This window comes from Pseudoalteromonas sp. AWM4_233, assembly GCF_056158285.1.
In genome coordinates, this window is the sequence record NZ_JBSWSZ010000001.1 from 2,448,483 (window position 1) to 2,469,538 (window position 21,056).

The following is a 21,056-nucleotide window of genomic DNA, read 5'->3' on the forward strand; positions in this document are numbered from 1 at the left end:
AATAAATCACTAAAAGCGTCAAAGGCTTTATAAGAAAAGATTCTTAGCTTTCATATTCAAAGTGTAGCAATGAATTAAAAAACGAGGGTGTATGAAACAAAAAAGCGGCTTATCTAAATAAGCCGCTGATTGGGAGACGTTAAAATGAATTGAATGGTTTATGCGCTTTTTAGCAGCTCTTGCTTAGCGTCATTTATTGCAATAGTGCGAGGCTTATCTGCTTCAGGGACCTCACGCTCTAAGGCAATATTTAATAAACCATTCTCTAAAGATGCACCACGTACTTTTACATGGTCACCCAATTGGAATTTGTGTTCGAAATTTCTTTCAGCGATACCCTGATGAATAAAGGTACGCTCTCCATCAACCGATTTGCTTTCTTTTACCCCTTTCACTGTTAAGGTATTTTTCTCGGTTTCAATCTGTAGTTCTGATTCTACAAACCCTGCCACAGCCATAGTGATTTGATATTTGTCTTCACCTAAAAGTTCTATGTTGTATGGAGGAAAGCTTGATTGCTTTGCATTACGACTAGCGTTATCCATAAGTTGAGCTAAATGATCAAAACCAATGAATGAACGATATAATGGTGATAAATCTACTGTACGCATAATAATATCCTCTTAGAGCGATAAGTTCTCGGCACCTCCTCTTATGAGCAAGAATACCTTTATAATTCATAGTATTAAGTTATAGAAAACCCTGTAAGGCGTCTTCACAATAAGAGATAAGGTCTGATAAACAGTTTTCAAGAGAAAAAATTAAAAAGATTTAAATTTAATTTTTAGGGATTCATAAATTTGCACTCAACTTACTGATATTTGAGATTTTATACAATTCTTACCAAAAGCTATTTTTTATTAAATCGATGCCTGAACCATAATATAAATAGCGAAATTGACAGAAACTCTGATTGAACTCTCAGAAGTGAGTTAAATAGAAAAAGCCTGAGCATTTACCCAGGCTTTGTTTACTTACTGTTGGTTGGAATCTATTTTAATATTTAAAGCGTTTACTACGTAGAGAAGAATTTGTTGCTTTAGAATCGTATTTATCTGAAAAATATGAGGCTGGAGATAGCAATAAAACAAACGAATCTGTTTTTGTGTCTGATCGCTCACCTAACTCTTCATTTTCGCTTTTTGGTAATTTAAAACTCATCAAGAGTACAGCTGATAGAGCAACAACGATCCAGACAGAATATCGCCAATCACCTGATTGCACAGAACCCGCTATCGCTAAAAACACACCAATTAACAATATCACTCTAAATCCATGTAACATTTTTTAATCCCTTAAACTAAACAATCTATTTGTTAAAGTTAATTGCAAAATATTTACAAATCAAGATCAAGGTTAAGAAAATGTTTAAATATTAATAAAAATGCACTCTATTTTTGAATATTATGAAAAAACTCATACGGCGATACCAACAGCCCAATTATCAACTTAATAACAACAAAAAAACCATCAAGTATAAAACTCTTCGGAAAACTGGAAGTTTTTAAGCATTAATCTAGATTTAAGTTAATAGTGTTGATGTTTAACTACACAAAAATTACACGCCCACTTTTTACTACATGTTTTTGGGGTCATAGATGAAAAAACGGTTTATTCCTTCAGAGCAGATAGGCTCAATACCAAGAAATGCTGAGCTGATAAGTGCGTATAAATCGTTTCAAAATGGCGAGCTTAGTTATGCTGCACTCTGCGATATCGCCGAATCAGAAACAGTCCAAGTCATGAAAGATTTAGAGGCTTTAGGCTGTGAAGTGATCAGTGATGGCGAACAACGAAAGTTTGATGGCTTTGCGCATTACTGTTTACACAACTCTTGTTGCTATGAATCCGAAGGTTTATTAGTTGATTTTTCGGATGGCCATTCTCGCGTATTTGCGCCACACCTCAAAACTGCACCATTTAAATACGAGCATACCGCAGATGAGTTTTTACAGTTTGCAATAAAACACGCAAATGTCCCTGTCAAACAGGCTGTGATCTCTCCTTCAATGCTAAGTTTAGTCTATCCAAATACGGGCTTAAAAGATTACAACCATCAACAATTCATAGAAGACTTAGTTCAGCAACATGTAGAAGAAGTGAAACGCTGTTTAGAGCTTGGGGCGCACAAAGTACAAATTGACTTCACAGAAGCAAGGTTATCTTTGAAGTTAGATCCCTCTGGTGAGCTACTTAATTCATTTGTTGATTTAATCAACAAGTGCCTTTCACATTTCAATCAAGAAGAAATTGCTCGTATCGGTATTCACACTTGCCCCGGTGCAGATATCGATTCAACACACAGTGCCGAGGTGGACTACAAATATTTACTGCCCACATTATTTGAAATCAATGCGGGTAACTTTTATGTGGCAATAAGCGGTGAAAAAGAGCCAGAAAAAGCGCTCTATTTACTTGGAAATGTCATCAAACCAGAGCAAAGAGTTTTTATAGGCGTGACCAACCCTATTAGCAAAGAAATAGAAACTCCTGAATCGGTGTGTGAATTATTACTCACCGCTGCTAAATATATACCTGTGGAGCAGTTAGGCTCTACAGATGACTGTGGCTTTTCTCCTTTCGCAGACGATATATCAACTGCCCGAGAAGTCGCATATCAGAAGATAAAAGCTAGATTAGAAGGAACCAAACTGGCTGAGATGACGCTTGGATTAAGTTAAAGAAGTAAACATGACGAGTATTGAGCCAAGTTTAAACCTGCATCAACTCAATCTTGAGATGGAGAATCACCAACTCAAAAAAGACCTCAGAGAAAGGCAGTTTGAGCAATTTACTTTATCTAAGATACAGCAAGTCGCAAAAGTAGGCACTTGGAAGCTCAATCACCTCACCTATGACGTATGCCTCTCTCCTGAACTGCTTACCATGCTAGGGTTGACACAAGCATCTTGCAAGCTTAAATGGAATCAATTTGTTAGTCTTATCGATCCTTCGCAACACTTAGCGCTTGAAACGAAATTAATTCAACTCGAAGACGTTGAGCACCCAGCGATCATTCATGCATTTTTAGACGATACACAAATAAAACGCCACTTTAAGCATTTTAGTCATACCTTTACAAATAGTATTGGACAACCGCTACGAACAGTCGGTCTTATTCAAGATATTACTGAAGAGTTTAACCAAGCAAAAGAATTAGAACGACAAGCAATCACTGATGAGTTAACTAAATTATATAATCGAAGAAAAATTAATGCCTCTTTACGCGAATTGATAAATGACACAGCAAATACTGGTTTGCCTTTCTCAATTATGCTGTTCGATTTAGATCATTTTAAAAGAGTCAATGACGCATTTGGGCATAACTATGGTGACGAAATACTTATGGCAACAGCGGATGCCATGAGGAAGTTTTTACCTAGTTACGCACAATATGGTCGCTGGGGAGGTGAAGAGTTTCTTATAGTCGTCAATAACGTATCATTGACCGACGCTTGCAACATCGCTCAACACATCAAAAATGCATTAAATACCATTATATTTCCAAACAAAAAATCCCTTTCTGCCAGTTTTGGTGTAACACAATTTAAGAGAGACGATAACTTTACAACCTTGCTCACTCGAGTTGACCAGTTAATGTATAAGGCAAAACAATCTGGCCGTAATTTGGTTGTGTGTGGTTAAATTGAAACCAACCTAACCACACCATATCGAACTGCCCTACTTTTTATATTTCTCAAACCAAGCAAGAGTATGCTCGATTTTACTCACCATTCGCGATGGCTTACCTGCGATACCATGAGGCGCACCAGGAATTTTCACCAGAACTGTATCGATTTCACGAAGTTTAAGTGCTTGATAATATTGCTCTGTTTCAGCCATTGGCGTGCGTAAGTCTTCTTCGCCAGTCATTAACATGGTTGGGGTTGTTACATTGCCGACTAACGATAGCGGAGAGCGTTGCCAATAATGTTCAACATGCTCCCAAGGCATACCCGGAAATTGCGTTGGTATTTGTACTAACCCACTATCCGCAGTGAGCACTTTACTGAGCCAGTTAATTACTGGTTTCACGACAACAGCTGCATTAAATCTGTCTGTTAGGCCAATCGCATAAGCCGTAGCAATCCCCCCTGCCGACCCACCAGCAATAAATAGATTGTCTTTATCGATAAAACCTTTCGCTATCATGGCATCGACTCCCGAATTGTGATCGGCAAAATCTTCTTTCGAGCTGTACTTATACTTTAACAACATAGCGAAACGCTCGCCATAAGAGCTGCTGCCTCGGTGGTTATCGTAAAACACCACATACCCTTGTGCGGCATAGCGCTGTAACTCAGCCGAAAAGTGTGGGCCATAAGCTAAGTGAGGGCCGCCATGAATTTCAATCAATAGCGGATACTTTTTCTTAGGGTCAAAATTCGGTGGCGTGATGTACCAACCTTGGATTTTTTCACCATCAAATGAAGACTTGTAGTTAACTTCATGCACCTCACCCAAAGTTTTATGAGCAAGTAAATCTTCGTTTAACGTAGTTAGCTGTTTGGTATTGCCTTTAGTCGATGCAATTGCTACATCTGCGGGCCTTTGCGCTGTGCCATGGGTAAAGGCGACTTTACCAGAGTAGTTAGCACTAAATTGACCGCTAATATAAGGCCTACCCAGTGTTGTGCCCGATAAGCTGTCGGCTAGGTCTTTGATATTGCCACTTAAAGAAATCGCTGCAAGTTTTCTTTTACCGAAGTCATCGTAGGCAATTGCCAATCTTGAATTGCTTATCCAAGTTGGATTTTGAATAGAGCGGTCAAAATCTTTGCCCACCATTTCAAACTCTTTATCTGACCAATCCATGATATTCAGTTTGTGATTACGATAAGGATTCAACTCACCAGATGCGCTTAAGAAAGCGAGTTTTTTACCGTCTCTTGAAAAGCTCGGAGAATGCTCTCGACCAGGTTGAGTAGTGAGCTGAGTTAGCTTGCCCTTTAAATCTACACTGAATAAATCACCTTCTAAACGCTTATATTCCCAATCTTTAATTCTATTCGCTGAGAATACAATTTCTTCTGAGTTACTATGCCAAGTAAGCTGTCCACCATGGTGAAAATTGCCTGAAGTTAGTTGACGCGGTGTGCCGCCATCACTTGGTAAAATAAAAATTTGGCGGTAGCCAGGTTTAACTAACCCTCTGCCATCAGCTTGGTAATAAGCTTTATCAATAACAATTGCAGGCTCTGACCAGGTCGCACCTTTTGGCTTGGCTGGCATTTTCGCAATCACTGACGGCTTTTCGTTAATTTGCTGACTAAAGGCAAGCCACTTGCCATCGGGCGACCAGGTTAAATTACTCACACTTGATTGAAGCTGGCTCAATAGAGCTGTGCGATTTTTCTCTAGGTAATGCACATGCACTTGGTAGCTACCAGAAGCATTACTGATGAAAGCAATTTTCTTTCCATCAGGTGACCATCTAGGGTGAAGATATTGGTTTTCATCTGAAAATAACGGCGTTTGTTCGCCACTTTTTACATCTACTAACCACAAATTACGGCGTGTACTGTCTTTCATTATGTCATTTGAATTTCTGACATAAACAACCTGCTTGCCGTTTGGCGAAATTTGTGGGTCATTGGCATACTCTAATGCAAATATATCATTGGCATTAAATGTGGTAGTTGCTTGAGCAAAAATAGGCAACAATGCCAGTGCTGAAAGTGTTTTTCTGATCCCAATATCCATAGTGATCCCTAATCAATAAATTTAGGTTATGAATACTAAAGTCAGCAAGAAATGTCATGAATTTAGCGATGAAGTGAGTAAAAGTGATGCCCACTAACAGGGCATCATGAAAAGCTTAAGTTTTATTTAATACTCGTAATTACATTCTTTACTGACCTTATAGCGTTCAATCATTTCATCCATATCGATTGCTGAGCCCGCTATATTGGTTGCCGCTTTGGCTATTTCTTCTGCCCCAGCAACGTTTTCAGTGGCCTTTTGATAAATATCAACGATATTCTTACTTACCTCTTCAATCGCATTGCTTTGCTGCTGAGTGTTTGAAGAAACTGCTTCTGTCACCGCTTCAACTTGTTTTGCCTGTTCAACGATCGTCGCTAAAGCCAGTTTAATCTCTTCTGCTCGATTAGCAGCTTCTAATGCATTGTCTTTACCTTGGGTAATAATACTTGACGCTTCTTTTGAGCTTGTTTGAAGCTCTGCCACCAAAGAGGATATTTCTTCGGTCGATTTTTGCGTTCGACTAGCTAGACTTCTAACTTCATCAGCCACAACCGCAAAGCCTCTCCCTTGCTCACCCGCTCTGGCTGCCTCAATGGCCGCATTAAGCGCCAATAAATTTGTTTGCTCTGCAATTTCTCGGATCATATCTACCATGCTAGAGATACTGCCTACGCGCTCGTTTAAGGTATCAACCGATTGCGCTGAACGGGCCATATCATCAGATGCACTTTGAATGACTTCTACAGCTTCACTGACTACCTTTTGACCATTTAAAGATTCATTGGCAACGGTTTTAGCAGCGTGTGAATTATCAGACATGGAGCTTGCGATAACTTGAATATTCGCGCTCATTTGCTCTGATGCTGAGGCAATAGTTTGGATCCCCATTTGTTGTTCAACCAAATTTTCTTGACTTTGACTAATGGCCACAGCTGTTTCATGAATTGATACTGTGATTTTTTTAGACACTAAGCCAAGCTCAATTAAGTCCTCTTCAAACTGCTTAGTCAGTGCATTGATTTTATCTGCAGACTCGCCGAGTTCATCTGAGCTTAATACTTCAATCTCATCAGCCATGTCGCGCTCTTTAATTGCAACTTCAATGCCTCTAGCTATTAATTCTGATTGTTGGTGCCTTAATCGAATTGATAAAAACAGCGCAGCAGTAATGAGCAAACCAACAATAAATATGACTGCTTCTACAATGACTACTACTACGGCGTCTTGTTGAATTCGAATTGCCGTTTTATCAACAATTGTTAAAGCTTTTTCTTCTGCATCTTTCAAAGCATCTATTCTTCTTGTTGCTGCATCAAACCATACTTCCGGATTAAGGTTAAAATCAGAGCTTTTTTGTTCCACTAGACTTCTAAAACGTTCTACTTCAGCAAATGAACTTTGATTTAATGCTGATTGCAAAACCGAATTTATTGCTTTAGGCGCGACTTCAAGCGCTTCATTAATATATACTTTTTGTTGTGTCAATAACTCTACGTGACGTGCTTTTTGAGCAAAGTTCATTTCATTATTGGCAAAAACATTTGCCAATATCGCTCGCTCAATTCCCGAAGACTCTTTTGCACTCGAAAAGTTATATATAGCTGTTAACTCTTTAGCGATAATCGGATCTTCACTTAGACGAGCGGCTTTTATAACAATATGAAGACCTTTCGAATTAATTGAGGTGTAGTATTTTAATAAATCAGGTACTGATGCAGATAAGTTATCTATTTTTCCGCGCATTGACTCTAGTTCAATGAAAAGTGCTTCAAACTCTTTAAGCTCTTTGTGCATTTCTTTGGACAGCGCCCAGTCTTTTTGCGTACTTCTTAATTTTTTTAATTTAGCATTTGTATTTGATCGCTGTGTTCTCAAAGGTTGGCCAAACTTAGCGCCATTTGACCCCACAAACCCCGCCGAAGCACCACGTTCTTTTTGCGTCTCATGAACAATACTCAAAACTGCGTGACTGAGGAAGGCATTGTACTCAGCGTCATAGGCATTATTCATTTTCTTGAACGCCATACTCATGTCATAAGTAATTATCGCACCAAGTAAAATGCAGGGTAAAAGAACAACTAATGTGAGGTGACTGGATATCTTTTTGGCTACAGCTACAAACATAGAGACAACTTATTTTTTTATAAAAAGTTAACTGCTTTAAAATATAGAGCCTAAACACACAATTTAGAAGCAATTATTCCTAATGAAATAATATTAGTATTTAGTCGAGTAAAGAGTAAAGCCTTTTACTTCATAAACTTAAAAAGGGTAGAAAAACTGACTCTGTTTGAATGATTTATAAACAAAAAATACAAAGATGCTAAATTTAGATAGGCCACTCAACTTCACGGAAAGTCAGTGGCCAAAGTTCTGTTTTTTTGAGAATTGTTTACTAATGATTATGAGTTTTACTGTTAATGTAATCAGTAATTGAAAATAATACGCCTGATATGACGAACGTTAAGTGAATGCCCACTTTCCAAGCAAGTTCTTCATTACTTAGAGACTCTGAACTAATAAAGACTTTTAATAGCTCTACAGCTGAGATAGCGACAATGGCACTGATCAACTTGATTTTTAGACCTGAGAAGCCAACTTTACCCATCCAAGCAGGTCTATCTCTATGGTTATCAATATCGAGTTTAGACACAAAATTCTCGTAACCGCTAAAAATGATGATCAATAACAGTCCTGCCAATAGAGCGGTATCGACTAAAGTTAAAATACCAACAAGCAAGTCATTATTAGCTGTATTGAATGCAGTGAGTGTCATTGTATAAAGTTGTTTAAAGAATTTGATAAGCAGCAAAATCACAGCAAACAATAAACCTAAAAAGAAAGGCGCCAGTAGCCAGCGACCTTTAAAAAGGGTTGACTCTAAAACATGCTCCAGTTTGTTACCAAACGACTTCGGTTCGTTCATTGTGTTACCTATCAAAGAATTTTCGGCATTCTAGTCTAACCACAACACCTGTTTCAAATAGTTAGACAAATAACTTATGTATTTAACTGTTTACTGCTTTGTTCACTAAGACCTGTGTCAGCCTCTTTCAAACCGTCATCTAAACTATCATCAACCTTTTCTTCTCCATCACTTTCTACAACTAACAATTGCTCGTGGGCAATTTCTTCTTCGATCCGCGGGTCCATCGCTGCTGCAAGCGGCGAGCTAGTGACATCTGAATTACCCACCACATAATCACTGGCTTCTGGCTGTTCAGCTTTTTGACGCGCGTTTATGAAAGTTAGTACACCAAACATCAATACGGTGAGTACTGCAATTGATGCATATAAAGCCTTAGGACCGAAAAAGGTCATAGATTTTGAAATGATCGCTGAACCAAAAGCGGCGCCTGCACCAAAAACCATAAGGAGTGCAGATGATACGCCAACTCGGTCTTCATCACTGACTCGTGAGTTTGCCAGAGCTGATGAAAGCGGATAAAGCGTAAACGCAAACAAACCAAAAGCAAAACTACAGGCCATCAACACTGTCGGCTCAGATGGTAATAGGCAAATTGCCAAACTAATGAGGCATAAAGCAATCGCATTACTTCTTAATAAAATACTTCTTGGTACTTTGTCGGAAATCACACCCATTGGCCACTGCGCTAACAAGCCTGCAAATATGGTAAAAGACATAAATTTTGCGATGTCTGCAGAGCTGAAGCCTATACCACTGCCAAAAGTGGGGGCTAGTCCATAAAAGCTACCGTTAATAATGCCAGCAAAAAGCACAGCGGTAAGTGCCTGAGGCACTTTCTTAAAGTAATCAAACAAACTCACTTGAATAGGCTTGATAGGTTTAGGGTGAATACGTCGTGTGATTGCAATGGGAATAATACCCGCAGCAACCGCCATACAAACCAAGAATAAAGGTGCATATCCCAATTCAGAAAAACTTGATAATGCAAACTGACCAAGCACCATGCCCATATATGAGGTGATCATATAAAATGAAAACACTTTCCCCCGTGACTCAGGTTCTGCTTGTTCATTAAGCCAGCTCTCTAAAACCATATAATTGGCCATCATGCCCAAACCAACACACAAGCGAAGAAATAGCCATAAATAAACGTTATCACTGACGCCATGCGCGGCAACACAGGCAACAACTGCAGCAGTGCTCGCTGCGAAAGTACGAATATGACCAACCGATTTAATAAAGTGATAACCAAGCTTTGAGCCTAATAATAGACCCAAGTAGTAACATGAGGTAAGTAAGCCAATCCAAAAGGTCGAAACGTCTTTTTGACCTAAATAGAGTGCTAAATAAGTGGTGAGTAAGCCAGTGCCACTAATTAAAAATAGATTAGTGAAATATAAAGAGATAAATAATTTCATTAAAAAAGTTTACAGGCTTTTTTGTGATACTAGAGCAACTAATCTGCTTTGCCAAGCTCTGCTATGAAATTATCTATTGAAGAGAAAGTAGCCGAACTACTACTTGTTAAGTTCGGCTTAAGAGGGGAAGTTAAACTTTAAACTTTGATACATGTGCTTTTAAGTCAACAGCCAAGGCTTTAAGCTCTGAGCCCGCCAAAGCAATGTCTTTTGTTGCATCAACAGTGGAAGAGGTATGGTCACTTACTGTGATGATGCTACGATTAATTTCTTCAGCGACTGCAGACTGCTCTTCCGAAGCTGTTGCTATTTGCGTACTCATTTCATTAATAACCGCAATGTCTTCTACAATTTCTTTTAATGCATGATCCGCATTTTGTGCTTGTTCAACAGTGCGCTCTGCATAAACCTGACCTTCTTCCATCACCACAACCGCATCGTGAGAATACTTTTGCAGCTCTTCAATCATGCCTTGAATACTTTCTGTTGATTCTTTGGTTCTTTGTGCAAGTGCCCTAACTTCATCAGCAACGACCGCAAAGCCTCGACCTTGCTCACCTGCTCTTGCAGCTTCAATTGCGGCATTAAGTGCGAGTAAATTCGTTTGCTCTGCAATGGCATTAATGACCGTGGTGACATTGCCAATTTCTTCACTCACAGAACCCAGTTTATGAATCACCGCAGCCGCTTTTTCTACTTCATTTGCTAAACCGCTAATGGCCTCAATCGCAATATTTAAAAGCGTCATGCCCTCACCCGCTTCTTTATGGGCTTTATGCGCGGCATTGGCCGTATTTACCACATTATGCGCCACTTCAGAGACTGTCGCCGTCATCTCGTTCATGGCTGTGGCGGCTTGTTCAATTTCTATTTGCTGATTGGCCATCGCTTGCTTTGTGTCGTTGGCCACGCTTTCTAGGCTATGAGTAGAAACATTCAATTGCTCAACAGAGGCATTACTACTAAACGCAATATCCCTAAAGCTAGACACCATGTTGTTCAACCCCACGGCTATTTGAGTGAGCTCATCTTTACCTTGGGTATCCACCGCGAGCGTTAGGTCACCGGTCTCTTCAAGACGCTGAATGGTGCTACCTATTCTGTCTAATGGGTTGATAATACTGCGTAATACATTGACGGTGATAATGATTGATACGATGGCTATGATGACAATGAGCGCCACCATGGTCGACACTTCTTGCCAGAATGTCGCTTGTACGTCATCAATATAAATACCTGTTGCAATCACCCAGCCCCATGGAGAAAACTGTTTTGCATAAGAGATCTTATCAATTGGCGTCGAATTCGGTGTTTTTGGCCACATGTATTGCACAGAGCCTTCACCAAAGCGCGTCGCTGCACTCACAATTTCTCGAATAAAGTACACACCATTGGGATCTTTCAAGCTCGCAGAGTTAGTACCATTTAAACTAGGTTTTATCGGGTGCATCAGCATGGTGTGCTGCGCATCTAAAATAAACAAGTACTCGTCATCAGCGTAACGCATTGCTTCAATAACTTGCTTGGCTTCAGTTTGCGCTTGCTCAAGCGTCATCTTTGAACTTGCCACTTGCTCTGCATAAAAGCTCACTATGCCATGAGCAGTTTCAACAATGTGTTGTGTTTCAAGCTGTTTAGACTGCTTTAATTCACTGTACAACGAATTAAGCATTAAGAAAGTAATGACAAGAATAACGGTAAAACAAGCGCTAACTTGCGCCCACAGTCGCGTTTTAACAGAGAACTGTCGCAATGTTGTTTCCATGATTTTCCTTAAGCATTAATCCCTGGGCCCAATATGGCTCTAGAGGCATGTTTTTCGACACGAAAACTAAATTAACAGCTCTTGGATTGTTCCGACAAGGGAGATCAACCCATCTTTTGACTTATGACAAATTTTGCCTGTTGTTGACTGTAATTGAACCCGATAAGTAATGCACTGCCTGCCCTCGTAGCTTCACTCTGTCGTCTTCAATCACACACAATAACTCACCGCCTCGTTTCGATGCCTGATAAGCTTTTAACTCAGTTTTATTAAGCCTTTGAGACCAGTAAGGTGCTAAACCCGTGTGAATAGAGCCCGTTACCGGATCTTCATCGCCGCCGTTCGCCGGCCAAAAATAACGTGACACAAAATCATGTTTTTCGCCTGGAGCAGTCACAACCACATCCAACGGTGCCAATTGTTTAAGCTGCTCAGAACTTTGTTCTAGCGTTCTAACTTCGTGCTCAGTGTTATAAACAGCAAAATAGGCTTGCTGATTTTTTAGTACTTTTTGAGGCTTTATCGATAAACCAGCAATGAGCGCTTCTGGTATATCTTGAATAGCTTCTGGCGCAAAACTCGGAAAATCCATTTCAATATAACCATTATCTAACTTGTTGATAAGCATAGAGCCTACCGCTGGTGCGCTCAGTGTTACCTGATGAAAAGCTGGGTTTTTATTAAACAGAACAAACGCGGATGCTAAAGTTGCATGACCACAAAATGCAATTTCGGTCAGTGGGGAAAACCAACGAATATCATAAACGTCCGTTTCAACAGGCACTAAAAATGCAGTTTCTGATAAGTTATTTTCTGCAGCGATGGCCTGCATTAATTTTTCGGTTAACCAAGTTTCTGTGATGATCACTGCCGCTGAATTGCCACCAAACTGAGTGGATGTAAAAGCATCCACAATGTCGATATTTAACTTCATAATTCCATTCACTTTATCTTTAATTATCTAGAAACTAACTGAGATTAAAAAACAAGTGAAGTGATTAAGTGTTATGCATACAATTTCTAGCAAATAAGTCTAATGCAGGTTTAAAAGAAAAATAAGCGGGCAAAACTGCGAAGGGGTGCAATTAAAGGGGACTGCCCGCTTGAAGAGCGTTGTTAAATAACAACTATGGAACTAAGTACGTTAATATTCATTTAGTTACTAAGGTTATTAGTAACTGGCTTAATGAGCGGTAACTGACTCTGTAAAATCAACTTCAATATACTCACTTATTTCTGACTGCAAACTGAATTAGCTCTTAGCAATCAATTCATTAGTTACTTTATCTATACCCACTTCACTAATACGAGACACAATTTCTTTTTGCTTTGCATTCAACAGTGAAATACTTTCAGCAACTAGGTCGTAAACTTGCCATTCGCCTTTCTTGTTTTTTCTGAACTTAAATACAATGTCGATACTCGGGGCGCCTGGCTCTACAATCTCAGACTTAACTGAGGCAAACTTACTTTTGCTGTCTAAAACTGGTTCAATAAAGCGTACTTCTTGGCCTTTGTAACTCATTAACACATTGGCATACGTGCCCGTCAGATATTGTTCAACCGCATCTATAAAACTCACCGCTTGCTCACGTTTTACTTCTCTGACGTGCTTGCCAAGCAACTTAAAAGAAACAAATTTAATGTCGATATGCGGCATCAGCTGCGCACTCACTAGCTTTTTAAGTTCAGTACGTTTTGTGTCTTCGTCTAAATCTTTCAACTTACCAATATCGATAAACAGCTGATCACCTACTGATTTAATTAATGTGTATGGTGTCTCGGTATTTGCTTGTTTAGAACCCGCGCCAGCACTGTATGCACTAAATAAAATTAATACTGAAAAGAATAAATACTGTATTGCAGTTTTCATAATGTGTCCCCGTTAAGTTAGTGAGTGCATGATACGAGTTTGTTTAATGATAAAAAAGACACACTTTTGCACTCTTTTGTTGCCAAAAATGCACACTAATAAAAAGTCTATATATTTCAATTAGTTTTTCATTTGTTTCGAATTCAGCATCAATATCGTGCACATTTGTTTGCATATAAACACAAATAGCTTTGTGAAAATACACTCATTGAAATGATGAGGTTCACATTAACTATGAATTTACTGCGTTTATTGGCGCTCGCCTTCTTATTAACATTTACTTCAACAGCATTTGCAGATAACAAACACGGTTATGCTATTCACTATATTCATGGCGAAGGAGACGTAGATGGGATCAAACTGGCTTATCAGTATCACCCTGAAAATTTACTGCCTGATGCTTGGAAAAACTTTGACTTACATTTTGAGACCAGCATTAACTTTTGGAATTATTCAGCTGCTGGCAGAGGTTCAAAAAGCAACCACGATACTAACTTTGTATTGGCTCTAACCCCTGTATTCAAATACCCGCTATCAACTTGGTATGAAAAACCCCTTTATTTAGAGCTGGGTATTGGACTTGCACTGCTAGACGACACGCATTTTGCTGGTAAAAACGTCAGCACCCATTACCAATTTGAAGACAGACTCGGACTGGTTTATGACTTGGGAGATGCCAAAGTGGCCGTGAGGTATATGCATTACTCAAACGCGGGGTTCAAAAGCCCAAATCCAGGACTCGATTTTATTTCGCTCTCGTATTCCAGCTTTTTTTGATTTTGTTTCCCCAAAAGCTGTTAAAGGGTTGTGTGGCTTGGCCGCTCAACCCTTTTTTATCATGACCTAAACTTATCTAATTTTAATAATAGGTCGCTTAGTACAAGTTTGAGTTAACAACATAGACAGGGCGTCGCGCACTGCGGCCACCTCGAAATCAATAATATTTAGTTCAGGCGCCTGAATGCGTTTTTGTGCTACGTCTTGTAATAGCTGCTCACCCATAAAACGCAAATGTTGCTGTGCACATAAACTATTTGAAAGCCAAGCGCCTGACACTGAGACCACCCCGATATTCGGCGCTTTTTCAAAAAGTAGCTGTTCTGGAATAGTGCTAAAACCATTCAAGCACGCAATACGGCCACAAAAACGTAGATGTTGTAAATCTTCTAAGAAAGTTTCACCGCCTTGGGTATTAATAATGCAATCAAACCCTGCATTGCCAATTTCTCTTTTAATTTGCTCACAAACACCGTCTTGCTCACAATCAAACGCTAAATCAGCACCGAGTTTTTCAAGGCGCTTCTGATGAGGCTTTTGAGCAAATGCATACACTTGCGCGCCTTGCTGTTTGGCATATTGAATCGCGAAGTGGGCAACCGCGCCTTGTGCACTGTTGATCAGTAAAGATTCACCTGATTGCAACTGCAGTTTGTTTAATGCGATAAGTGCTGCCATACCAGCATTGGGCAAAGATACTGCAACGTCGCTAGGTACTTCATCAGGGATAACCGAAACACTGTGGCTGGGCACCACTGCGTATTCTTTTAACATACCCTGTTGAGATAGACAGGCGTTAAATAACACGCGCGAACCCTTATTTGGAAAAACGCCCTTTGGCGCGTCAATCACAGTACCTACGGCATCAAGTCCCAACACATGAGGGTACTGCCATTGTGAAAAGCCAGTCTGAGCTAATCGCGCGTCAACATGGTTCAAAGCAACATAATCTATGGCCACCAGCAATTCATTCGCACCCAACTGTGGTACTTGATGTTCAGCACATTGCAAGTCGAAAGCCTCTCCGGCCTGAACGAGTTCTATGACTTTCATTGAATTGTTAACTGCAGACATACATTTCCTGTCATTAAAAGAATCAGTTTGTGATATTAAAACACGCCAATTATTGCAAAATAATTGCTAATTTGTCGCTTTTTGCTATTAAAACACGTCAATTCAAGTTCAACAACCTCACTGCGACAATTGTCAACATAAGGTAATGAAACCATTAAATTTATAATTTATGCTTTATTTGTAGATTATTTATCTAGTTTTACGCTTTCATTGGTGCCAAACTATCATCAATATTGATTTTTGGGATCGCATAGTGGATACAACCAGTCGTTTGATCATGTTACTTGAAGTTGTTGAGCAAGGTTCATTTTCAAAAGCTGCCGAGCTTAGAAACATTGATCGCTCTGTTATTTCAAAGCAAGTGAGTAAATTAGAAGAAGATTTGGGTGTTCGCCTACTCAACCGAACAACTCGCTCTTTCTCTTTGACTGCTGCCGGCGCTGAAATGGTAAAAAAAGCCGCTGAACTTAGGTTATTATTACAAGATACAGTGCAACTGGCCGAAAACTACCACCAAGAGCCTCGCGGTTTGCTACGCATTACGGCGTCGAGTTACATTGGTAAGTTTTATCTCATGCCTGTGATCAATGACTTTCAAAAGCGCTTTCCGCAAGTCACCATAGATTTAAGACACGACGATAGAGTCGTAGACATGGTGTCTGAAGGCTTTGATTTGGCGTTTCGAATTGGTGAGCCTCGCGACTCTTCGCTTATAGCACGGAAAATTGCTCGTAATCGTATGCTAATCTTAGCCACTAAGCAGTTTTTAGAAATTTATGGTGAGCCAAAAACCATGGCTGACCTAGAAGAGCTACCTGCTGCGGCCTATTCGAGTTCACATATCCGCTTTGAATCTATCAGTTACATAGATGAAAAAGGCGAACCTCAAGAGCAACCCATAAATCCAGTATTTAAATCAAACGACGGTGAGGCATTAGTTGAAAAAGTGCTTTCACATAATGCCTTTATGACTGCTCCCGCTTTCTTTTTTGCAAAACCCATGGAAGAAAGTGATTTAGTGCCAATTTTGACCGATGTGAATTTACCTGATTACAGTGCCATGTATGCCGTGTATCCGCATCGTGACTTACCAGTTAGAACACGATTATTTTTAGACGCTGCAAGACATTATATTGGTGATAAAACACCTATTTGGGAAAGAAACATTCCAAATATCGAGCGTCTTTATCAACAAAAATAAGCTCAAAATTTACTATTTAATCGATAGCTTTTGTTGATACATGGCTTTGTCTGCGTCGATTAAAACTCGCTCTAGCGTGTTCTCCTGGTTTAGATCTACGGCAACTACCCCAGAAGAAAAACCGATGGTGTGCGCTGGGTAACCTTGATGAACAAATTCGTTGATCCTTGCTATTAACTGCTTTGAATTAATTTCTTTATCACTATTAAATAAAACAACAAACTCATCGCCACCCCATCGACAAACCAGATCTGTAGACCGCGTTACTTCTGTCAGGGCTTGAGCAAAAATTTGTAGCAACTTATCGCCCATTTCATGACCTAAATTGTCATTCACTTTTTTAAAGTCATCTAAATCGATAAAACACAGTTTGGCCTTGCGCCCAAGGCGCTGAGATAATCTGCGATATTGTTCATAGGCCTCTTCAAACCCCCTTCGGTTAAGTATACCTGTCAGGGGATCGATCCGACTCTCTACTCGTAATTGGCTTTCTGTATATAAATGTGCCAAGTCACTATTCAGCACTTCACTCATGAGCTCTAATGTATTAACAAGTTGATCGGCATAATCACTTGTTTGTGTATCCATCACACATAAAGTGCCAAAAGACGTACCATCAGGCCAAAAGATTGGATAGCCTAAATAAGAAACATAATTGTCTTCGGTATACTCAGGGTTTGAATGCCACTCGGGATGTTGTTCGGCATTTTTTACATACAAGGGCAAATTGTTTTGCACGACATAATGGCAATAAACATTTTCGTCCATACCTGCAGCGCCCCCTGGTGAATAGTGGGTTGTGGGCAACTCAGATGCAACAAGCACTTCAATGCCTTTATTGCTTGCTTGAGTCACGAATGCCGCAGGCGCCGCGAATAAATTGGCAACCGTGTTCACTAATTTTTGCCAGCGCTGCCAATCTATTTCTTCTACCGATAATTCATGAAAAGATTTATAAGGATAACCGCTCATTTCGCTACTTAAAGACAGTAAACTTTTTATAAAGATAGTAGAAGAAAGTGATTTAGACCTAGTCTGCTTTTATGATGGCCATGATCTAACTTCATTATCAATTTTTTATTGAAAGTGTTTCATGTATATAAGCAATTATCATTTTTAAAGCTCAAGTTAAAATAATCGCCAATAACCCATTCAACCGAATTGGAGACACTATGTCACAGCAGATTATTGAAGATTTAAACCGCCGCTATACCGTTAAAAAATACGATGCAACTAAGAAAGTTTCAAACGATGATTTAAATATTATTCTAGAAGCACTTCGCTTATCTGCATCATCTATAAACTCTCAGCCTTGGAAATTTGTCGTCATTGAAAGCGACGCAGCAAAGCAAAGATTGCATGATAGTTTTGCCAACAAGCATCAGTTTAATCAGCTTCACGCCAAAGAAGCTTCGCATACTATTTTATTGGCTTACGACCCTCAATTTACGAAAGACAAATTCAGTAAACGTGTCGATGCCGAGGTGAGTTCTGGTCATTTACCTGCTGAAATGTATGACACTTTTATGGGCGCTTATGCTTTTGCAGAAATGAACACTGATGAGACAGGTTACAACGGCGCTTGGACAAAAGCGCAAGTGTATTTAGCTCTGGGTAATTTACTGCATGTGCTTGCCAGAATGGGGATTGCCTCTACCCCAATGGAAGGCGTTGACTCTGAGCTATTGGGCGAATTATTTAAAGAAGAGCTAAACGGACATATCTGTGAAGTGGCCCTTGCAATCGGTTATCACAAAGACGGTGAAGACTGGAATCATGGCTTGCCTAAAGCGCGTTTGCCTCGTGAAGCGGTCATCAGCGTGATTTAAATTTTATAGGTAGTTGCTAATTAGGCAACTACCACTTTATTTCTGCCGTTTTGCTTCGCCTTGTAAAGTGCTTTGTCAGCGGATAAAAACACATCGTCCGCATCATTATGATTGGCACAAACTTCTGCCACACCAAAGGAGCAAGTCACTTTAATGTTTATTTGCTCGCCTTCAATGGCTGTATTCTCTATTGATAGGCGCATGCGCTCTGCAACGTTCACCGCTTGCATTGCATCCGTATTAGGTAACACAACGGCGTATTCTTCGCCGCCAAGTCGACCTACTAAGTCGTATTCTCGCACTTCTTTTTGTAACACATCGGCTACCTGACTTATCACCCTATCACCCACTGGGTGGCCATAGGTGTCATTTACTTTTTTGAAAAAATCGATATCTAGAATGAGTAAAGATAAGGGCGTATGCAAACGCCTCGCTCTATTAAATTCTATCGTCGCTTTATCAAATAAAGCTCTGCGATTACTCAGCCCTGTGAGTTCATCGGTTGTGGCCTGCTCATGTAACACCTCATTCATTTGAGTTAATTGCTGTTTAGCCACTTCTAATTCGGTGATATCCATACCCAGTACAACATGACCGCCATCTGAAAGAGTCATTCGCTGCATTTTGAAAAAGCGCCCGTCTACGGTGTCTGTTATAAATTGCCGCTCAGGTGTGCTTGCCTGCATTCGCTCGACATTTTCTAACCAAGCTTTTAAGTCATCTGAGTCTATTTTCACACCCACTGACTTTTCATACATCTCGCTTATCACTTCAGACTGTTTGCGCCCTAAGATTGACTCGACTGGTAATCCAAGTAGCTCTGCCATTTTATTGTTGCAGTATTGATATACAAAATGTTTGTCCATCATGCCGACAGCAACGGCAGTTTCATCCATGATCTCTTCAAAAGGAATTTGGATCTCTGCCATTAAACACGCACCTTGAGTTCGAACAATACATTTAATTATAGACAAGCTTTATCAGACTCAAGGTTCAATGCGCATAATATTTCAAACAGGCAAGTGACCCACTTTGACTAAAATAATGGTTTCTTGCTCTACAAAGGGGTGATGTTCACTCATGTGAGGACTACGTAACCATGTGCCTTCAGGGTACCTTCCTTGATCATCAATAAACTCACCACTTAACACTAGTATTTCTTCACCACCAAAATGTTTGTGGGGCACAAATTGCTCGCCCGCAGGCCACTTCACTAATGCAGTGTGTTCATGAACATAGCTATGTAACGGCATGACTTGCAAGTTACCCTGTCCTTGTTGCCAATCGGTATCGAAGGTATTAACTCTAACAGTCTCTATGTCTTGTTCGTCAAACTGATTGAGCTTAACGAAGATAACGCAGCCCTCTTTACTAAATGGCGCATGAACGCTGTTTGGCGGATTACGGATATAGGTCCCTGCTGGGTAATCGCCAAACTCGTCAGAAAACACGCCCTCTAGAACAAAGATTTCCTCACCCATAGGGTGAGGATGTGGCTTAAAAGCAGAACCCGCGTTATATTTCACAATACTTGTGGTATGTCCTGATTCTTTGTCTTCGCGCTCTAAAGGTTTACGCCACACACCTTGAGCAGGGCTAGACTGCCAAGACATGTCGGCTGTTTCTATGACTAAACGTTCTAGAAAATTCATATTCAACATATTTATCTCCCACAAAGCAAAAGATGCCAAGTGTATTAATTTCTACCCGCCATCACACCGCCGTCCACATCTAAAATGCTGCCTGTGATCCAACTTGCATCATCTGATAATAAAAAGACGATACTGTTAGCAATATCATTTGGCTCACCCACTCGCCCTATTGGGTGAAATGCATTAAAACTGTTTAGGGTAGAGTCTATGTCTTCAGACGCAATAAAAGAGCCATAAATCGGGGTTTTAACCACAGCCGGAGACACGGCATTAACGCGAATTTTGTCGTCAGCGAGTTCCATAGCCAAGTGCTGAGTAAAAGCATGCAAGCCCGCTTTTGCCATTGAATACGCCGACGAAGGCGTAGCTTTGATGGCTTGCTTTGCCCACATAGACCCTATGTTCACAATGCTACCGCTACCCGCTTTTTGCATATTATTGACAACAGCTTGAGTCAGTAAAAACGTTGCTTTATTTAAATCATGGTATTGATTGTAATCAGCTAAAGTGTGCTCAACAAAAGCCATCGGTGAAAAATAACCAGCCGCATTCACTAAGTAACCATAGTGTGTAGACGATGCTGTAATTTTGCTTGCAAGTGCCTGTACAGCATCCATGTCATATAAATCGATTTGTGTGCCAGTGACTTGACCTAAACGGCTCAGCTCACTAACGGCTTTATCGAGTTTTTCTGCATTATTCGCTAATATTTCAACATTAAGTCCAAGTTCTAATAGTGTCTTTGCCGTCGCGAAGCCCATGCCACTTGAACCGCCAATAATCATCACTGTGCCTGCATTTGAAAATTTCATAATCACATCTCTTGTTTGTA

At 40.0% G+C, this 21,056-nt stretch carries 19 protein-coding genes; 5 read left to right on the plus strand and 14 right to left on the minus strand.

The genetic code is table 11. The features are described 5' to 3' along the window. Positions 1-158: 158 nt before the first annotated feature. On the minus strand, positions 159-611 hold the full coding sequence (locus ACXAC4_RS10895; RefSeq protein WP_475161418.1) for an Hsp20 family protein: 453 nt from the start codon (positions 609-611) through the stop codon (positions 159-161). Between the two features lie 385 nt (positions 612-996). Then, positions 997-1,284, minus strand: a complete 288-nt coding sequence (locus tag ACXAC4_RS10900) for a hypothetical protein (RefSeq protein WP_390441151.1) — start codon at positions 1,282-1,284, stop codon at positions 997-999. A gap of 314 nt (positions 1,285-1,598) precedes the next feature. On the opposite strand from ACXAC4_RS10900, the gene ACXAC4_RS10905 reads away from it, so the two are divergent. Both ACXAC4_RS10905 and ACXAC4_RS10910 read left to right on the plus strand, forming a co-directional pair. After that, positions 1,599-2,681 carry a uroporphyrinogen decarboxylase/cobalamine-independent methonine synthase family protein gene (locus tag ACXAC4_RS10905; RefSeq protein WP_475161421.1) on the plus strand — a complete coding sequence of 361 codons (1,083 nt, stop codon included), beginning with the start codon at positions 1,599-1,601 and terminating at the stop codon, positions 2,679-2,681. Between the two features lie 10 nt (positions 2,682-2,691). After that, positions 2,692-3,645, plus strand: coding sequence for a GGDEF domain-containing protein (locus ACXAC4_RS10910; protein ID WP_475161422.1), 954 nt, complete (start codon positions 2,692-2,694; stop codon positions 3,643-3,645). 36 nt (positions 3,646-3,681) lie between these two features. Here ACXAC4_RS10910 and ACXAC4_RS10915 read toward each other — a convergent pair whose 3' ends face one another. The 7 genes from ACXAC4_RS10915 to ACXAC4_RS10945 all read right to left on the minus strand — a co-directional run bounded on the left by ACXAC4_RS10915 (position 3,682) and on the right by ACXAC4_RS10945 (position 13,691). Continuing rightward, entirely contained in the window at positions 3,682-5,703 is a 2,022-nt protein-coding gene (locus ACXAC4_RS10915) for a S9 family peptidase (RefSeq protein ID WP_475161423.1), read from the minus strand. A gap of 126 nt (positions 5,704-5,829) precedes the next feature. Further along, positions 5,830-7,830: a methyl-accepting chemotaxis protein gene (locus ACXAC4_RS10920; RefSeq protein ID WP_475161426.1), complete on the minus strand. Its 2,001-nt coding sequence runs from the start codon at positions 7,828-7,830 to the stop codon at positions 5,830-5,832. Positions 7,831-8,101: 271 nt separating this feature from the next. After that, complete coding sequence (locus tag ACXAC4_RS10925; protein ID WP_404394229.1) at positions 8,102-8,632, minus strand: TIGR00645 family protein; 531 nt, start codon at positions 8,630-8,632, stop codon at positions 8,102-8,104. Between the two features lie 74 nt (positions 8,633-8,706). Further along, positions 8,707-10,053 (minus strand): MFS transporter, encoded by a 1,347-nt coding sequence (locus ACXAC4_RS10930; RefSeq protein WP_475161431.1) that lies wholly within the window; start codon positions 10,051-10,053, stop codon positions 8,707-8,709. Between the two features lie 130 nt (positions 10,054-10,183). Next, positions 10,184-11,818: a methyl-accepting chemotaxis protein gene (locus tag ACXAC4_RS10935; RefSeq protein ID WP_475161435.1), complete on the minus strand. Its 1,635-nt coding sequence runs from the start codon at positions 11,816-11,818 to the stop codon at positions 10,184-10,186. 121 nt (positions 11,819-11,939) lie between these two features. Then, the gene (locus ACXAC4_RS10940) at positions 11,940-12,752 is read right to left on the minus strand and encodes a PhzF family phenazine biosynthesis protein (RefSeq protein WP_475161437.1); all 813 of its coding nucleotides are present in this window, start codon (positions 12,750-12,752) and stop codon (positions 11,940-11,942) included. A 318-nt stretch (positions 12,753-13,070) separates the two neighbouring features. After that, complete coding sequence (locus ACXAC4_RS10945; protein ID WP_404394218.1) at positions 13,071-13,691, minus strand: MlaC/ttg2D family ABC transporter substrate-binding protein; 621 nt, start codon at positions 13,689-13,691, stop codon at positions 13,071-13,073. 234 nt (positions 13,692-13,925) lie between these two features. Between ACXAC4_RS10945 and ACXAC4_RS10950 the strand changes: the two genes are divergently transcribed. Then, complete coding sequence (locus ACXAC4_RS10950; protein WP_475161441.1) at positions 13,926-14,468, plus strand: acyloxyacyl hydrolase; 543 nt, start codon at positions 13,926-13,928, stop codon at positions 14,466-14,468. Between the two features lie 72 nt (positions 14,469-14,540). On the opposite strand, the gene ACXAC4_RS10955 is transcribed toward ACXAC4_RS10950, so the two are convergent. After that, a complete protein-coding gene (locus ACXAC4_RS10955) occupies positions 14,541-15,542 on the minus strand; it encodes a zinc-binding dehydrogenase (RefSeq protein ID WP_475161443.1) in 1,002 nt (333 codons plus the stop codon). Positions 15,543-15,795: 253 nt separating this feature from the next. Here ACXAC4_RS10955 and ACXAC4_RS10960 point away from each other — a divergent pair, with 253 nt between their 5' ends. Beyond that, entirely contained in the window at positions 15,796-16,743 is a 948-nt protein-coding gene (locus ACXAC4_RS10960; RefSeq protein WP_404394210.1) for a LysR family transcriptional regulator, read from the plus strand. A gap of 12 nt (positions 16,744-16,755) precedes the next feature. Here the strand turns inward: ACXAC4_RS10960 and ACXAC4_RS10965 are convergent, their stop codons facing one another. Further along, positions 16,756-17,715, minus strand: coding sequence for a sensor domain-containing diguanylate cyclase (locus ACXAC4_RS10965; protein ID WP_475161445.1), 960 nt, complete (start codon positions 17,713-17,715; stop codon positions 16,756-16,758). Between the two features lie 200 nt (positions 17,716-17,915). On the opposite strand from ACXAC4_RS10965, the gene ACXAC4_RS10970 reads away from it, so the two are divergent. Beyond that, positions 17,916-18,572: an NAD(P)H-dependent oxidoreductase gene (locus ACXAC4_RS10970; protein WP_475161449.1), complete on the plus strand. Its 657-nt coding sequence runs from the start codon at positions 17,916-17,918 to the stop codon at positions 18,570-18,572. Positions 18,573-18,592: 20 nt separating this feature from the next. On the opposite strand, the gene ACXAC4_RS10975 is transcribed toward ACXAC4_RS10970, so the two are convergent. The 3 genes from ACXAC4_RS10975 to ACXAC4_RS10985 form a co-directional block, all read right to left on the minus strand. Further along, positions 18,593-19,501 (minus strand): sensor domain-containing diguanylate cyclase, encoded by a 909-nt coding sequence (locus ACXAC4_RS10975; RefSeq protein WP_475161450.1) that lies wholly within the window; start codon positions 19,499-19,501, stop codon positions 18,593-18,595. 81 nt (positions 19,502-19,582) lie between these two features. After that, positions 19,583-20,233, minus strand: coding sequence for a cupin domain-containing protein (locus tag ACXAC4_RS10980; protein WP_475161451.1), 651 nt, complete (start codon positions 20,231-20,233; stop codon positions 19,583-19,585). Positions 20,234-20,268: 35 nt separating this feature from the next. Next, on the minus strand, positions 20,269-21,036 hold the full coding sequence (locus ACXAC4_RS10985; RefSeq protein ID WP_475161454.1) for an SDR family NAD(P)-dependent oxidoreductase: 768 nt from the start codon (positions 21,034-21,036) through the stop codon (positions 20,269-20,271). Positions 21,037-21,056 lie beyond the last annotated feature (20 nt).

What these genes read in the sequence shown, in the direction of transcription:
- ACXAC4_RS10940 (WP_475161437.1), bottom strand. Translation starts at nt 12,752, where the DNA reads ATGAAGTTAAATATCGACATTGTGGATGCTTTTACATCCACTCAGTTT.
- ACXAC4_RS10970 (WP_475161449.1), top strand. Translation starts at nt 17,916, where the DNA reads ATGTCACAGCAGATTATTGAAGATTTAAACCGCCGCTATACCGTTAAA.
- ACXAC4_RS10925 (WP_404394229.1), bottom strand. Translation starts at nt 8,632, where the DNA reads ATGAACGAACCGAAGTCGTTTGGTAACAAACTGGAGCATGTTTTAGAG.
- ACXAC4_RS10930 (WP_475161431.1), bottom strand. Translation starts at nt 10,053, where the DNA reads ATGAAATTATTTATCTCTTTATATTTCACTAATCTATTTTTAATTAGT.
- ACXAC4_RS10985 (WP_475161454.1), bottom strand. Translation starts at nt 21,036, where the DNA reads ATGAAATTTTCAAATGCAGGCACAGTGATGATTATTGGCGGTTCAAGT.
- ACXAC4_RS10955 (WP_475161443.1), bottom strand. Translation starts at nt 15,542, where the DNA reads ATGTCTGCAGTTAACAATTCAATGAAAGTCATAGAACTCGTTCAGGCC.
- ACXAC4_RS10945 (WP_404394218.1), bottom strand. Translation starts at nt 13,691, where the DNA reads ATGAAAACTGCAATACAGTATTTATTCTTTTCAGTATTAATTTTATTT.
- ACXAC4_RS10895 (WP_475161418.1), bottom strand. Translation starts at nt 611, where the DNA reads ATGCGTACAGTAGATTTATCACCATTATATCGTTCATTCATTGGTTTT.
- ACXAC4_RS10980 (WP_475161451.1), bottom strand. Translation starts at nt 20,233, where the DNA reads ATGTTGAATATGAATTTTCTAGAACGTTTAGTCATAGAAACAGCCGAC.
- ACXAC4_RS10935 (WP_475161435.1), bottom strand. Translation starts at nt 11,818, where the DNA reads ATGGAAACAACATTGCGACAGTTCTCTGTTAAAACGCGACTGTGGGCG.
- ACXAC4_RS10900 (WP_390441151.1), bottom strand. Translation starts at nt 1,284, where the DNA reads ATGTTACATGGATTTAGAGTGATATTGTTAATTGGTGTGTTTTTAGCG.
- ACXAC4_RS10915 (WP_475161423.1), bottom strand. Translation starts at nt 5,703, where the DNA reads ATGGATATTGGGATCAGAAAAACACTTTCAGCACTGGCATTGTTGCCT.
- ACXAC4_RS10965 (WP_475161445.1), bottom strand. Translation starts at nt 17,715, where the DNA reads ATGAGCGGTTATCCTTATAAATCTTTTCATGAATTATCGGTAGAAGAA.
- ACXAC4_RS10920 (WP_475161426.1), bottom strand. Translation starts at nt 7,830, where the DNA reads ATGTTTGTAGCTGTAGCCAAAAAGATATCCAGTCACCTCACATTAGTT.
- ACXAC4_RS10905 (WP_475161421.1), top strand. Translation starts at nt 1,599, where the DNA reads ATGAAAAAACGGTTTATTCCTTCAGAGCAGATAGGCTCAATACCAAGA.
- ACXAC4_RS10975 (WP_475161450.1), bottom strand. Translation starts at nt 19,501, where the DNA reads ATGGCAGAGATCCAAATTCCTTTTGAAGAGATCATGGATGAAACTGCC.
- ACXAC4_RS10950 (WP_475161441.1), top strand. Translation starts at nt 13,926, where the DNA reads ATGAATTTACTGCGTTTATTGGCGCTCGCCTTCTTATTAACATTTACT.
- ACXAC4_RS10910 (WP_475161422.1), top strand. Translation starts at nt 2,692, where the DNA reads ATGACGAGTATTGAGCCAAGTTTAAACCTGCATCAACTCAATCTTGAG.